The sequence below is a fragment of the Streptomyces sp. NPDC002144 genome, from assembly GCF_053593695.1.
This window is the reverse complement of record NZ_JBSFDB010000030.1, coordinates 36465-50066: the sequence shown is the minus strand read 5'-3', so window position 1 is coordinate 50066 and position 13602 is coordinate 36465. Positions and strand designations below refer to the sequence as shown.

General features: G+C 72.2%; 14 protein-coding genes. 6 read left to right on the top strand and 8 right to left on the bottom strand.

Annotated elements, in window-relative coordinates:
* Positions 1-94 precede the first annotated feature (94 nt).
* From ACWCQ1_RS35655 to ACWCQ1_RS35635, 5 genes are all read right to left on the bottom strand, one after another.
* Positions 95-1039, bottom strand: coding sequence for an LLM class F420-dependent oxidoreductase (locus tag ACWCQ1_RS35655; protein ID WP_358598765.1), 945 nt, complete (start codon positions 1037-1039; stop codon positions 95-97).
* Between the two features lie 322 nt (positions 1040-1361).
* Positions 1362-1832, bottom strand: a complete 471-nt coding sequence (locus tag ACWCQ1_RS35650; RefSeq protein ID WP_133046087.1) for a DUF6099 family protein — start codon at positions 1830-1832, stop codon at positions 1362-1364.
* Positions 1833-2009: 177 nt separating this feature from the next.
* On the bottom strand, positions 2010-2336 hold the full coding sequence (locus tag ACWCQ1_RS35645; protein ID WP_451028226.1) for a nucleotide pyrophosphohydrolase: 327 nt from the start codon (positions 2334-2336) through the stop codon (positions 2010-2012).
* On the bottom strand, positions 2333-3499 hold the full coding sequence (locus ACWCQ1_RS35640) for an AAA family ATPase (RefSeq protein ID WP_358598768.1): 1167 nt from the start codon (positions 3497-3499) through the stop codon (positions 2333-2335). Before ACWCQ1_RS35640 ends, ACWCQ1_RS35645 begins: the two co-directional genes overlap by 4 nt.
* A gap of 185 nt (positions 3500-3684) precedes the next feature.
* On the bottom strand, positions 3685-4074 hold the full coding sequence (locus tag ACWCQ1_RS35635) for a cell division protein SepF (protein ID WP_133046090.1): 390 nt from the start codon (positions 4072-4074) through the stop codon (positions 3685-3687).
* A gap of 256 nt (positions 4075-4330) precedes the next feature.
* Between ACWCQ1_RS35635 and ACWCQ1_RS35630 the strand changes: the two genes are divergently transcribed.
* Complete coding sequence (locus tag ACWCQ1_RS35630) at positions 4331-6031, top strand: hypothetical protein (RefSeq protein ID WP_451028225.1); 1701 nt, start codon at positions 4331-4333, stop codon at positions 6029-6031.
* Between the two features lie 6 nt (positions 6032-6037).
* Here the strand turns inward: ACWCQ1_RS35630 and ACWCQ1_RS35625 are convergent, their stop codons facing one another.
* Positions 6038-6553, bottom strand: coding sequence for a YceI family protein (locus ACWCQ1_RS35625; RefSeq protein WP_133046216.1), 516 nt, complete (start codon positions 6551-6553; stop codon positions 6038-6040).
* A 132-nt stretch (positions 6554-6685) separates the two neighbouring features.
* On the opposite strand from ACWCQ1_RS35625, the gene ACWCQ1_RS35620 reads away from it, so the two are divergent.
* Together ACWCQ1_RS35620 and ACWCQ1_RS35615 are read left to right on the top strand one after the other, a co-directional pair.
* The gene (locus tag ACWCQ1_RS35620; protein ID WP_133046092.1) at positions 6686-7189 is read left to right on the top strand and encodes a MarR family winged helix-turn-helix transcriptional regulator; all 504 of its coding nucleotides are present in this window, start codon (positions 6686-6688) and stop codon (positions 7187-7189) included.
* Between the two features lie 99 nt (positions 7190-7288).
* On the top strand, positions 7289-10411 hold the full coding sequence (locus ACWCQ1_RS35615) for an FAD-binding and (Fe-S)-binding domain-containing protein (protein ID WP_451028224.1): 3123 nt from the start codon (positions 7289-7291) through the stop codon (positions 10409-10411).
* Between the two features lie 49 nt (positions 10412-10460).
* Here the strand turns inward: ACWCQ1_RS35615 and ACWCQ1_RS35610 are convergent, their stop codons facing one another.
* Both ACWCQ1_RS35610 and ACWCQ1_RS35605 read right to left on the bottom strand, forming a co-directional pair.
* A complete protein-coding gene (locus tag ACWCQ1_RS35610; RefSeq protein ID WP_451028223.1) occupies positions 10461-11204 on the bottom strand; it encodes a YcnI family protein in 744 nt (247 codons plus the stop codon).
* The gene (locus ACWCQ1_RS35605) at positions 11153-11824 is read right to left on the bottom strand and encodes a hypothetical protein (RefSeq protein WP_451028222.1); all 672 of its coding nucleotides are present in this window, start codon (positions 11822-11824) and stop codon (positions 11153-11155) included. Before ACWCQ1_RS35605 ends, ACWCQ1_RS35610 begins: the two co-directional genes overlap by 52 nt.
* Positions 11825-11928: 104 nt before the next feature.
* On the opposite strand from ACWCQ1_RS35605, the gene ACWCQ1_RS35600 reads away from it, so the two are divergent.
* The 3 genes from ACWCQ1_RS35600 (at position 11929) to ACWCQ1_RS35590 (ending at position 13590) form a co-directional block, all read left to right on the top strand.
* Positions 11929-12399 (top strand): DUF5990 family protein, encoded by a 471-nt coding sequence (locus ACWCQ1_RS35600; protein ID WP_451028221.1) that lies wholly within the window; start codon positions 11929-11931, stop codon positions 12397-12399.
* Positions 12400-12434: 35 nt separating this feature from the next.
* The gene (locus ACWCQ1_RS35595; protein WP_358598787.1) at positions 12435-12824 is read left to right on the top strand and encodes a DUF6153 family protein; all 390 of its coding nucleotides are present in this window, start codon (positions 12435-12437) and stop codon (positions 12822-12824) included.
* Between the two features lie 91 nt (positions 12825-12915).
* Positions 12916-13590, top strand: coding sequence for a DUF305 domain-containing protein (locus ACWCQ1_RS35590; protein ID WP_133046096.1), 675 nt, complete (start codon positions 12916-12918; stop codon positions 13588-13590).
* Positions 13591-13602 lie beyond the last annotated feature (12 nt).

Here is a 13602-nt window from a genome sequence, read left to right as displayed (position 1 = left end):
ATCCTGGGGGCTCGGCAGGACGACGGTCTCACCTTCGCACAGGCGGTCCGACCGGCGCCTTCGTTTATTCCTGGGTCGATTGTTCCTGGGGCGATTATTCCTGGGGCGATTGTTCCTGGGTCAACTGTGACTGCACCTGCGCGGAGATCAGCTCCAGGTGGTCCAGGTCGTGCAGGTCGAGGATCTGGAGGTAGACGCGGCGGGCGCCGACCTCGGCGTAGCGGCCGATCTTGTCGACGACCTCGGCCGGGGAGCCCGCCAGACCGTTGGCCTTGAGTTCGTCGACCTCGCGGCCGATGGCGGCGGCGCGACGGGCGACCTCCTGGTCGTCCTTGCCGACGCAGACGACGAGGGCGTTGGAGTAGACGAGGTCGTCGCCCTTGCGGCCGGCCTCCTCGGCGGCGGTGCGGACGCGGGCGAACTGGCGCTCGCTGTCCTCGACGGAGGCGAACGGCATGTTGAACTCGTCGGCGAAGCGGGCGGCGAGCCGGGGGGTGCGGGTGGGGCCGTGGCCGCCGATCAGGACCGGGATCTTCTCCTGGGCGGGCTTGGGAAGGGCCGGCGAGTCGGTGAGGTCGTAGTACGTGCCGTGGAAGTCGAAGGTGTCGCCGAGCTTCGTCCGCCACAGGCCGGTGACGATCTCGAGCTGCTCCTCCAGGCGGCCGTGCTTCTCCTTCGGGAACGGGATGCCGTACGCCTTGTGCTCCTCCTCGAACCAGCCCGCGCCCAGGCCGAGTTCGACTCGGCCGCCGGACATCTGGTCGACCTGGGCGACCTGGATGGCGAGCACGCCGGGGAGGCGGAAGGTGCCGGCCGTCATGAGGGTGCCGAGGCGGATGCGGCGGGTCTCGCGGGCCAGGCCGGCGAGGGTGATCCAGGCGTCGGTGGGGCCGGGGAGGCCGTCGACGTCGCCCATCTTCAGGTAGTGGTCGGAGCGGAAGAAGGCGTCGAACCCTAGGTCTTCGGTGGCCTTCGCCACGGCGAGCAGGGTGTCGTAGTCGGCCCCTTGCTGGGGCTCGGTGAAGATACGGAGGTCCATGCGTTCATCCTGCACCTGTCGGTGCCGGTCCGCCCCATCGGTCCCTCCCGGAGCACCGGTCCCCGGTCGGGTGAAATCGCGTGAACGCCGTGCACGGGGGTTGTCCGCGCCAGTGACCGGCGCCTTTGGTGATCGTCGGCCGCAGCGGAGTCGGACCGCCCGGCGCCTGCGCCCGGCGGTCCGCGCCGGAGCACGCGTCGGCGGTCCCGGTGGTGACCGGTCAACCAGCTGCCGCCTCCGCCCTTACCCCGCGCGCTCCCACGGCTCCGGTCGGGCGGTCAGAGGCCCGGTGCCGCACAGCGCGCCTGCTTCCCGAACCGGCCTAGCCGGCTTCTCTCTCCGGTAGTCGTTGCTCCCCGTCCGTCAGTTTGCGGAGCATCTCGCGGACTCGGTCCCTGGACTCGTCCGCCGCGTCGATGGCCTCCATGCACTGCCAGTACGTGCCCTCGTCGTTCGCCGCGCAGGCGAGGCCCACCAGGGCGATGCCCACCTCGCCGAGCAGGCCGCCGAGGTAGCTGAGGGCCTGGCGGGCGTCGCCCAGTTCCGTCAGCTGGGCCGCGCGGAGGTCCCCTGGAGCCAGCCGGGGCTCGTCCAGGACCCCGCAGCCGCGGCCCGCCAGCTCCGTCAACCCCAGCGCCTCGCCCCGTAGTTCGGGTGGTCCGGCGACCGCGAGGCGGCTGCCTATCGCCTGAGCGAGAGCCTGCGCCTGCCACACCTCCGTCAGGATCTCGGGCGCGTCGCCGCCCACCGCCAGCGCCCGCCTGCTCGTCACGATGAGCCGCACAGCGTCCATGCGCTGCCCCCGTCCGTCTCCACGCGCTGCCCACACGTCTGCCCGAACTCCGTTATCCACTACCCAGAGTGAAGGCGTCCGGGACGAAAAGCCAGAGGAAGGCGGAAATCTGTGGACAACGAATCGGTTTCGAAGCAGATTTTGACTCCGGAGAGTAAAAACGGAGCGTGCGGCTCCTTACGGCGCCGGGAACCTCCGCTCGTTGCGGTCGATCTTCGCGTCCAGCGCGGCGAGCGGGTCGACGCCGAGGACCTCGCACAGCTGGAGCAAGTAGGCGAGCACGTCGGCCACTTCGTCCCGCACCCGGTGGGCCGTGTCCGGGTCGTCCATCACGCGTGCGGACTCCTCAGGCGTCAACCACTGGAAGATCTCGACCAGTTCAGAGGCCTCGACACTGAGCGCGGTGACGAGGTTCTTGGGGGTGTGGTACGGCTGCCAGCCCCGCGCCGCCGCGAACTCGGCCAGTCTGCGCTGCAGTCTCGCCACATCAAGAGGTTCGTTCACGGATCCAGGTCTACCACTGTGACCCCGTCCGTCCCCTGCGCCCAGGACGCGTCGGCGACCGCGGCCACGAACCGGATGTGGCCGCGGGCGCCCATCCGCACCGCGAGGTCCGTCAGCTCGCGGCGCTGGCGCGGGTCCAGGGACCGGTCGAAGGCGTCGGCGAGCACGGTGAGCGTCTGCATCGCGGCGGGCACCTCGCCGGCCGGGTCCACCTCCAGCACGCCGGGGCCGGTCAGCAGGACCAGGGCATGGGCGAGGTACCGCAACTCGCCGTCGCCCAGACGGGCGAAGGGCGTCCGGAAACCGTCACCCCGGTCCAGCAGGCCCCGGACCGTGCCGTCGCCGAGCGGTTCGGCGAGCACGTCGGTCACCGGCCCGGCACACCCCGCGCCCGCCGCCGCGACGAGCAGGGCGTGGCGGCGGCCGCACTCGGTGCGGGTGCGCCACAGGACGTCGGCGAGGTTGTCGCAGCCGCCGAGGAGCCGGCCGGAGCCCATCGGCACCGGGGACCGCATGCGGCCGGGGCGCGGGTCGCAGGCGAAGACGGAGCGGAGGGCGACCACCATCTGTTCGGCGGCGGCGAGCACCCGGCGCTGTCCGTCGGTCTTGCCGGCCACCCGCAGCGGGAGCAGCGTCGTGCCGAGCCGGTCGTCGGGCAGCGGGGCGCGGGTCACCGGCGCCGAACCGGCCGTGTGCCACGCGGCCTGCACGCAGCGGCGGGCGGGATCGCGCAGCGCGGTCTCCAGCAGCACCAGCCCGCCGGACGTCAACCGCTCGCCCACGATGCGCAGTTCGGGCTCGGCCTGTACGGCGACGTCGAGCCGGACCGGGCCCTCGGGACCGTCGGCCGTACAGCCGATGCGGAAGCCCCGGCGGCGCTGGGCGTCGGGCCGGGCGCGGTCGGGTACGCAGGCACTCGCGTCGAGGAAGACCTCGTCGACCGCGGCACCGCCGCCGAGCCGGGCCAGTGCTTCGTACGCCCGTAGCGCGGTCGTCTTCCCGGCCCCGCTGGACCCGGCGAGCAGGGTGACCGGACCGAGCCCGAACCCGGCCCGCCGATGCCCGGCGAACGCGGACAGCCGCACCTCGGTGACGCAGGGGCGGACCGGCGGGGGGCGCTCGGAGGACGCGGTCGTGGACCGTGGTTGCGATGACACGCTCATGTCCGGACCGTAGGACTCCGCTCCACCGGCGAACCGTTTGGCCGTGACGGGCTTCCTACGATCGGGGGACCGTCGTGACGTGATGTGACCCCGGCGGTCCGACGGCCCCGCGCGCCCAGCCGCCCACGCGGCCCGACCACCCCTGCACGCCCAGCCGCCCGCGCGTTCCGACCGCCCCCGCACGCTCAGCCGCCCGACACCCCCGCCCCCTCCATCAGGCCCGTCACCTCGGTGCCCGACGGTGTCAGCAGGAAGACGTTGCGGTCGACCCGGTGCATCTTGCTGGCCAGGCCGAACACCACTCCGGTGCTGAAGTCCAGGACGCGCTTGGCGACCTCGCTCTCGGCGCCGCTGAGGTCGAGCAGGACGGGGACACCGGCCATCAGGGTCTCGGCGACGTCGCGTGCGTCGGCGAAGACGTTGACGCGCAGGACGACGAAGCGGCGCCGGGTCTCCGTGACCGCGTCGGGCAGCGCCCGGTGCCCGACCGAGGACGGCCAGGCGTCGCGTCCCCGCAACGGCACCACCTGGGCGAGCCCTTCCCACTGCTCATCGGTGACGTCGTGACTGTTCACCGGCTCCCCCCGAACTGACTCGCCTTCACTGATTGCACTGGCCAATTCTTACGGCAAGTCACCCGTTCGGCCGAACAGCGACACGGTCCGCGACCGTCACAAGGGTCACATCGAGCCAGGCATACCTGGTCTTACCCCCCTCACACCGGACTCTTCACGTCCGGCCACGTACCGCTCACTCGGCGCGACTACCGTCCCCGATGTGCACTTGGCAGAAACACGACAGGTGACACCCGGCCGGCGGACGCAGTCGGCGGTGTCCGCCGCACCGGAACCCCCCGCGCAGTGGCACCGGGTCCTGACCCTTCTCGCCGACATCAGTCTCTTCATCGGCACCCGCAACGTCTGGACGTCGGCGGCGAGCCATCGTCCCCTCGTGGCCGCGGTGATATCGGCGTGCTACGCGTCGATCCTGGTCTGCGGGGTGCTGGCGCTCGTCGTGCGCCGGACGCGTTCGCTCGCCCGGCTGGACCTGGTGGTGCTGGTGACCGCGGTGACGCTCGCCCTGTGCGCCTGGGTCATGGACCACGGCGGCAGCGACGAGGCGGTCCTGACCACGCAGGCCGCGAGGGAACTGGTCGCCGGGCACCCGATCTACGGACAGCCCTGGCCCTGGCTCTTCACCCACGGCATCGCCCTGACCCCGACGGTCACCGGCGGCTACGACTTCACGTACGGCTATCCCCCGCTGAGCCCGCTGCTGACCGCGCCCCTGCTGTTCCTGGGCCACGGCGGCGCCCCGGCGACGGCGGTGAGCACGGGCGCGCTGGTCCTCGGCACGATCGCCCTGTGGCGGATGCTGCCCGCGCAGTGGCGGCCGGCGGCGACCATGGTGTGCCTCGGCTTCGGGCTGCTGCCGAACTACGGCCGCCTCGGCTACCCGGCGATCACCGCGCTGGCCCTGCTGATACCGGTGGTGGTGCGCTGGCCGCGGATCGGGCGGGGCGGCCGGCTCGGGACGCCCGGGGTGGCCCGGGCCGTCTGCCTGGGTGCCGCCTGCGCGGCCCAGCAACTGCCGTGGTTCCTCGCGCCGTTCCTGCTGGCCGGGATCTACGCGGTGCGCCGGGGCGAGCTGGGCGGGCGCGCGGCGGCGCTGGTGGTGCTGCGGATCGCGGGCATCGCCGCGCTGGTGTGGCTGCTGATCAACACGTACTTCGTCGTGAGCGAGCCCGGCACCTGGATCAAGGGCATCGCGCTGCCGCTGATCCAGGGGGCGACCCTGCACGGGCAGGGACTCGTAGACGTCTCGCTGTACTTCACCAACGGCAGCGACAGGCTCGACTGGTACTCCCACGCGAGCCTGCTGTTGGCCGCGGGACTGCTCGCGCTGCTGGTGCTGTTCCCGCGGCGGCTGGGACCCGCGGCGACGGTGCTGCCCTGGTGCGCGTTCTTCCTGGCGACCCGGTCCCAGGACGGCTACTACCTGATGATGACGCCGCTGTGGCTCGCGGCCGCCGTCACCGCGCCGCCGGCCGAGTTCACCGGCGCCTGGCAGCCGCGTCCGCGTCCGCTCACCGGCCCGAGGCGGCGTACGGCGCTGGGCGTGGCGGCGGCGCTGGTCGTCACCCCGGCGCTGGTGTCCGCGGTCGTGGCGGTCACCGGGAAGCCGCCGCTGCGAATGGACGTCACCTCGGTGCGCCGGGCGTCCCCGAAGGTGGTCACCCGGCTGTCGCTGCAGGTCACCAACACCGACGACAGCGCTCTCGTACCGCACTTCATGGTCACCACCGGCCAGGGCATGCGCCAGTTCTGGTCGGTCACGAGCGGGCCGGCCACGCTGTCGGCGCACGCCACGGCACGGTACGAACTCCGCCCGCCCAAGGGGAAGTTCACCGTGCCGGGGCGGCACACCCGGGTGCGTGTGCGGGTCTTCACGCCCACGCCGCAGACGCTGTCCAGCATGGACGTCCGACTGGCGGCGAAGAGCTTCTCCACGCACACCGGCAAGAAGGGCTGACGGTCGTCAGGCTCCCGCGCGCACGAAGCGGAGCGTGGCGGTGACGGTGGTCAGGCCGCGGATCATGCCCATCTGGTTCCAGCCCAGGCCGAACTCGGCGCGGTCCACGGTGAACTCCGCGTCCAGCGTCAGCGCGTCGGCGTCCTGGCCGGCCAAGCGGGCGGTGACCGTCTGCGGGCGGCTGATGCCGCGCACGGTCAGCTGGCCGGTGACCTCGACCGTGTCGCCGGAGCGCAGTTCGGCGCTGCGGACCGCGAAGGTGATCTCGGGGTGGTTGTCGACGTCGAAGAAGTCGGCGGAGCGCAGGTGCTCGTCGCGCTTCTTGTTCTTGGTGTCGAGGGAGGCGGCGTCCAGGGTGATGGTGCCCGTGGCGGAGCCGTCGGCCTTCACCTCACCCTGGCCGCCGACACCGGTGAAGGTGCCCTTGACGGTGACGAGGTTCCACATCGTCTTGTGGCGCAGGGCGACGGTGGAGGCAGCGGCGTCCAGCTGCCACAGTCCGGTTTCGACGGCGACGGTCATGATCTTCTCCAGGGAGCGGGGGGACTTACTCACAACTGAGGTGATTCAAAATTGGATGACTGCACGCTAGCCCATAATCCAAATTCGGACAACCATCCCGTCCAAAATTGAACAACAGGTAGACTCGTTGGCATGGCCGACCCCGAGGAGCACTCCACCGACCTGCCCGAATGTCCGTCCGCGCAGGGCGGCGGACTCCTGCCCCGGGAGCTGCGCGCCTGGATGGTGATGCTGGCGGCGATGGGTGCGGTGGAGCAGGAACTGCGGTCCGTCGTGAAGGACCGGCTCGACGTCTCCCACGACGAGTTCCTGATCCTGTGCCTGCTCGCCGAGCACCCCAGGACCGGTCTGCGCATGACCCGCGTCGCGGAACTCCTGGGCCGCCCCAAGACCCGGCTCACCTACCAGATCGCCTGCCTCCAGCACGCCGGACTGGTCACCCGCAAGTCGGTCTGCGGCGACAAGCGGGGCATCGAGGTCGCTCTCACCGAGAAGGCGCGCGGCCTGCTGGAGGAGGCTTCCGGCGTGCTCGCCTCGACGGTCGCTCGGGCCCTCAGCCACGTCATGGGCCCGGACCAGCGGGACGCGATGTGCGGGCTGATCCCCGAACTCGCCGAGGAGCCCAAGACACCGTAAAACCGCCCTTCCTGATCACCCGCGCGCGGGTGACGGCTCCACCGCCTGGGTACCCGGCGGTCCCGTCATCTGCCGCCGGGCCGAGCGAAGGAGGGCTCCATGGCCGCGTTGGACCTGCCCGAACCTGTCGTACGACGTGGAGGGGCGGCGCCGCCGGTCGACGCGTCGAGGCTCGAGGCCGCGCTGCGGGAACGGGTCGACGGAGAGGTCCGCTTCGACGCCGGCAGCCGGGCCGCCTACTCCACCGACGCCTCCAACTTCCGGCAGATCCCGATCGGCGTGGTGGTGCCCCGTACCCCCGAGGCGGCCGCCGAGGCGGTGGCCGTGGCGCGCGAGCACGACGCGCCCGTGCTGTCACGCGGCGGCGGCACCAGCCTCGCCGGGCAGTGCACCAACACGGCCGTGGTGATCGACTGGACCAAGTACTGCAACCGCCTGGAGTCAGTCGACACGGACGCCCGCACCTGTGTCGTCCAGCCCGGCATCGTCCTCGACGAGCTCAACCGGCAACTCGCCCCGACCGGCCTGCGCTACGGCCCCGAGCCCGCCACCCACGCCAACTGCACCCTCGGCGGCATGATCGGCAACAACTCCTGCGGCGCCACCGCGCAGGCGCACGGCAAGGTCGTCGACAACATCGCCCGCCTGGAGGTGCTGCTCTACGACGGCACCCGCTTCTGGTGCGGCGAGACCAGCGACGAGGAGTACGCCGAGATCGAGCGGCAGGGCGATCTGCGGGCCGCGGTCTACCGGCGGCTGCGCGCGCTGCGCGACCGCTACGGCGACGAGATCCGCCGGCGCTTCCCGGACATCCCGCGCCGGGTCTCCGGCTACAACCTGGACTCGCTGCTGCCCGAGTACGGCTTCGACGTCGCCGGCCTGCTCGTCGGCAGCGAGTCGACGCTGGTCACCGTCCTGCGGGCGGAGCTGGAACTGGTGCCCGTGGTGAAGGAACGCACGCTGGTGGTGCTCGGGTTCCCGGAAATCTCCGTGGCCGCCGACGCCGTCCCGGCGATCCTGCCGTACGAGCCGATCGCGCTGGAGGGTGTCGACGCGAGGCTGATCAAGGACGAGCGGATCAAGGGCCTCAACCAGAAGGCCCTCGCCGAACTCCCCCGGGGCAATGCCTACTTGATGGTGCAGTTCGGCGGCGACACCCATGAGGAGGTCGACGAGCGGGCGCACCGGATGCTGGACGGGCTGCACGAGTCCGAGCACGAACCCGATGTCGCCTTCCTGGACGACCCCACGCACGAGGACCAGTTGTGGCAGGTGCGGGAGGCCGGACTGGGGGCCACCGCGCACGTCCCCGAGCACCCCGACACCTTCGAGGGCTGGGAGGACTCGGCGGTGCCGACGGACCGGCTCGGCGAGTACCTGCGCCGACTGCTGCGCCTGTTCGAGGAGTTCGGCTACCTCAGCGACGTCGGGCCCAGTCTGTACGGGCACTTCGGGCAGGGCTGTGTGCACACCCGTATCCCCTTCGATCTGTACACCGCGGACGGGGTGGCCGACTACCGCCGGTTCATGGAGCGGGCGGCCGATCTGGTCGTGGAGTTCGGCGGTTCGCTCTCCGGTGAGCACGGGGACGGGCAGAGCCGGGGCGAGCTGCTGCCGCGCATGTTCGGGGACGAACTGGTCGCCGCCTTCGGGCAGTTGAAGGCCGTCTTCGACCCGCTGGACCGGATGAACCCCGGGAAGCTCGTGGCGCCGTACAAGCTCGACGAGAACCTGCGTCTGGGCAGTCACTGGGCCCCGTACGACCCGCGCGAGCTGCACTTCCGCTTCCCCGACGACGGCAACTCCTTCGCCGAGGCCGCCAACCGGTGCGTGGGCGTGGGCAAGTGCCGGCAGCTGAGCAACAAGGGCGGATCGGTGATGTGCCCCTCCTACCAGGTCACCCGGGAGGAGGAGCACTCCACGCGCGGACGGGCCCGGCTGCTGTTCGAGATGCTCGACGGGCACGGCGACAGCGCGCTGCGGGACGGCTGGCGGTCCGAGGCGGTGCACGACGCGCTCGATCTGTGCCTGGCCTGCAAGGGCTGCAAGAAGGACTGCCCGGCCGACGTCGACATGGCCACCTACAAGGCGGAGTTCCTCTCCCACCACTACGAGGGCCGGCCCTGGCGGCGGCCGCGCTCCGACCTGTCCATGGGCTGGCTGCCGGCCCTCGCCCAGGTCGTCGGCCGCACCCGGCTCGGACCGGTCGTCAACGCGCTCACCCACACCCCGCCGCTGTCGAAGGCGGCCGTCGCGCTCGCCGGGGTCGAGGACCGCGAACTTCCGCTGTTCGCGGGTCGGACCCTGCAGCAGTGGTTCGCGGGCCGCCGGGAGACGTACGGCGACGGGGCGCGCGGCAGCGTGATGCTCTGGCCGGACACCTTCACCAACTTCTTCCACCCGCACATCGGTCAGGCCGCCGTGGAGCTGCTGGAGCGCGCGGGCTGGCGGGTCGAGCTGCCGAATGAACCGCTGTGCTGCGGCCTGACCTGGATCTCCACCGGCCAACTCGACATCGCCGAGCGGGTGTTGAGCCGTACCGTGCGGCATCTGGCCGGACATGTCCGGGCGGGCGGGCTGGTGGTCGGGCTGGAGCCGAGCTGTACCACCGTGTTCCGGTCCGACATGGGCGAGCTGTTCCCCGGCGACCGGGACGTACGGCGGCTGAGCGACCAGACGGTGACGCTCGCTGAGCTGCTGACCGAGCACTCCCCCGGGTACGAGCCGCCGCATGTGCCGGACCGGTCGGCGCGGGCCGTGGCGCAGGTGCACTGCCATCAGCACGCGGTGCTGGGCTGGGAGGCCGACCAGGAGCTGCTGCGGCGGGCCGGGGTCGACGTCGAGCAGCTGGAGTCGGGGTGCTGCGGGCTGGCCGGCAACTTCGGGTTCGAGCGGGGGCACCTGGAGGTGAGCGAGGCCTGCGCCGAGCGGGTGCTGCTGCCTCGGCTGCGGGAGGAGGACGCGTCGACCGTGGTGCTCGCGGACGGCTTCAGCTGCCGCACGCAGGTGCATGAACTGGACAGCGGCGGCCATGAGGCGGTGCACGTCGCCGAGTTGCTGGCGTCCGCCCTGCCCGGCGGGGCGTTCGGGAGCGCGTACGGAGTGGGGCGGGACGTCCGTCCGGCCGCGCCCGGGCGGACGGGGAAGGCGCTGGCGCTGGCCGGCGCGGGAGTCGGCGTCGCGGGCGTCGCGGCGGGGCTGGTCCGCGGGCTGCGCCGCTGAGAGAGCCGTGCCGGGGCGGGGGCCCGTGGACCCCCGCCCCTCGCGTCCGCTACTCGGCCGGCGTTCCGCCGTTACGGCCGCGGGCCAGCGCGAACCCCGCCGCGCCGAGCCCCAGTACACCGACGACCAGCCCGGCGATGCCCAGTCCGCGTGCGGTGGAGTCACTGCTCGACGCCGTCGCCTTGGTGCCGGTGGAGCTCTTCGAGGTGGCCGGCAGCGGCGTCGTGCTGCTCGCGCCCTCGTCGGTGCCCTTGGCGGTCAGCTTGAGCACCGGCGCCGGGTTCTCCGGCTCCTCGTCGCCGGAGGCCGCCGCCTCGATCCAGCGGACCGTCTTGCCGTCGGAGTACGTCTGCAGCGCCTTGAAGGTCAACTGGCCGGTGTCTTCCGGAAGTTGCCCGAAGGCGACGTTGAAGTCCTCGTACTGGCCGGCCGCGATCTTCCCGCCGGTCCAGGTGATCTCCGAGACGGCGTCGGTGATGGTGCCGTCGTCGGTCTTCACCGGCGTCTTCAGCTTGGTGGTGGTGACCTTGGGGGTCCAGCCGTCCTGCGGGGAGACGAGGACGCCCAGGACGGGATGGTCGGTGGGCAGGAAGACCTGCACCTTCGTGGTGGACGCGGTGTCCTCCTCGTTGGGGACGCGGAAGGTCAGCAGGCCGTCGGTGGCGCCCTTGGCGTAACTCTCGGGGTGGACGGTGACGTGCGCGGAGGCGGCACCGGCCGCGGCGAGCAGGCCCGCGGCGGTCAGGGCGGTGACGGCGCCGGCGCGGCGCAGCGTGATGCGTACTCGGGACATGGGTGAGTCAATCTCCGTACGGGAAAGGTGTGTTGGGGTCGCTCGGGGTACGGAGTCCCGGGCGGCGGTCCCCGCCGCTGCACCGCGTGCCGCAGCAGGAGCCGCCGCAGCGGCCGCGGACCGTCGGCACACGGTCGTACGGCCGCGCGCGCGTCCGGCACCAGCGGCGCACCGCCGCTCACCCGCCACCAGGCCAGCAGGCCCGGCACCAGGACGGCGGCCCGGCGCAGCAGCGACCACAGGGCGGCCTCGCCGCGCCTGAGCCACCAGGTGAGTACGAGGGCCGCGGCGACGTGCGCGGCGGTGGCGTGCGGGGTCACGGCGTGGGTGTGGTCCATGCGCATGCCGTGCATGAGCATCGTCGAGTGCGGCCGCAGCGCGCCGAAGGCGAGGTGCAGTCCGCCCTGCGCGACCAGCGTCCCGGCGCCGATCGCCGCCAGGGACCGCTCCCGGCCGCCCAGCAGACACCCGGCACCGAACAGGGGCACGAAACCGACGGCCTGCACCCACACCGGCGGCGCCATGCCGGTCGCGAGGACGTGTCCCCCGGCCGCGAGCAGCACGCACAGCGCGGCGAACACCCCCGCGCGCAGCGCGCGTACCGCAGCAGACGCCGTCATGGCGCCCGATCCTGCCATGCGGCGGGGGCGGTCCGGCGGGTGGATCCCCTGGTCCACAGGTGCAGACTGGACATCCACAGCTGACGAACCGGGGCGGTGACGGTATGGCGGCCGGTCTGCGCATCCACATCGAGGGCTTCGACCTGCCCGGCCGCACCTGCGGTCCCGAGGGCGGCGACACGGCGTACTCGGACGTGCGGGTCGCGGTGCAGCGCCGGGACCGGGCCGCCGAACTGCTCGGGGTGCAGCCCGGTGACGCCAGGTCGGTGAGCTGGACGCTGGAGTGCACCGCGGTGGCCTCGGCGGCCGGTACGGATGTCAAAGGGCCTTATGTACAAGGTCGTTCCGGGGGCAGGTTTGTGTATCTGTCGTGGGGTACGGGCGACGGCTCCGGAGCGTTCACCCTGTTCCGGCGGGCCAAGCTGATGCTGGACGCCGTGCCCGCCGGGGTGCTGGACGCCGCCGTGCGCGAGGGGCTGCTGGTGGGCAGGCTCGGGCTGTCGGACGAGCGGGGCCTGCCGCTGTGCGCGCGGGTGGTGCCGCCGCGGATCACCTGGACGGCCGGACCGGGATGAACGGCGGCCGGGTCGTCTGCGTACCATGAGGCGCCATGACAGCTCGTGCACAGGAACGCGGTGCGCCACCCTCCGTGGGGTGGCGGGCGCTTGTTGTGCTCGGACTGCTGGCGGGGCTGCTGGGCATGCACGCCCTGGCTCCCGGCGGCGGCATGGAGACGCACTCCGCCGCCCCGCACACGTCGGTGGTGGCCGGCCCGCACGGCGGCTGCTCGGGCGACGACTGCGGCGGCGGTCATCTCCAGCACGCCGACCAGACCTGCGCGTCGGCGGCGGTCAGCGGCGGACCGACCCTGCCGGCCCTGACACCGGACCCGGTGACCGTCCCCGCGCGTGCCGACATCCCCTGCCCGTACGCCCGGACGGCCCCGGACGGCGCCCGCGCCCCGCCCTCCCTGGCGGAACTCCAACTCCTGCGGATCTAGACACCACACGGCACCGCGCCCGCGGTGCGCTCCGGCACGTCCAGATCCCCTCACGCGCGACAGCGCGACACGCATCAGCAGGAGTTCCAGCATGCGCAACACCCGTACGTCCCTCGTCCGCCGTACCGCCCTGGCGGTGACCGCCCTCACCGCGGCCGTCACCCTCGCCGCCTGCGGCAACGACAACGACAGCGGGAGCGACAGCGGCGGCCACGCGGCCGCGTCCGCCTCCGCCTCCTCGACCACCGGCGCCGACGCCGGCGCCGACGCGCACAACGCCCAGGACGTCTCCTTCGCGCAGGGCATGATCCCCCACCACCAGCAGGCCCTGGAGATGGCCCGCCTCGCCACCGGAAAGGCCTCTTCCGCCCAGGTGAAGGACCTCGCCGCGCGCATCGAGAAGGCGCAGGACCCGGAGATCAAGACCATGTCCGGCTGGCTGACGGCCTGGAACGAGAAGGTGCCCTCCTCCGGCGCCTCCATGGGCTCGATGGACTCCATGCCCGGCATGGACCACGGCTCCGGCTCCGACATGGCCGGGATGATGGACCCCAAGGACATGACCATGCTGGAGAAGGCGTCCGGCAAGGAGTTCGACACCATGTTCCTGACCATGATGGTCGAGCACCACGAGGGCGCCGTGAAGATGGCCGGGACGGAGCAGACCAAGGGCTCCTACGGTCCGGCGAAGTCCATGGCCGGCGACATCGTCAAGGGCCAGACCGCCGAGATCACCGAGATGAACAAGCTCCTCGGCAAGGGCTGAGCGTCCGCAGGG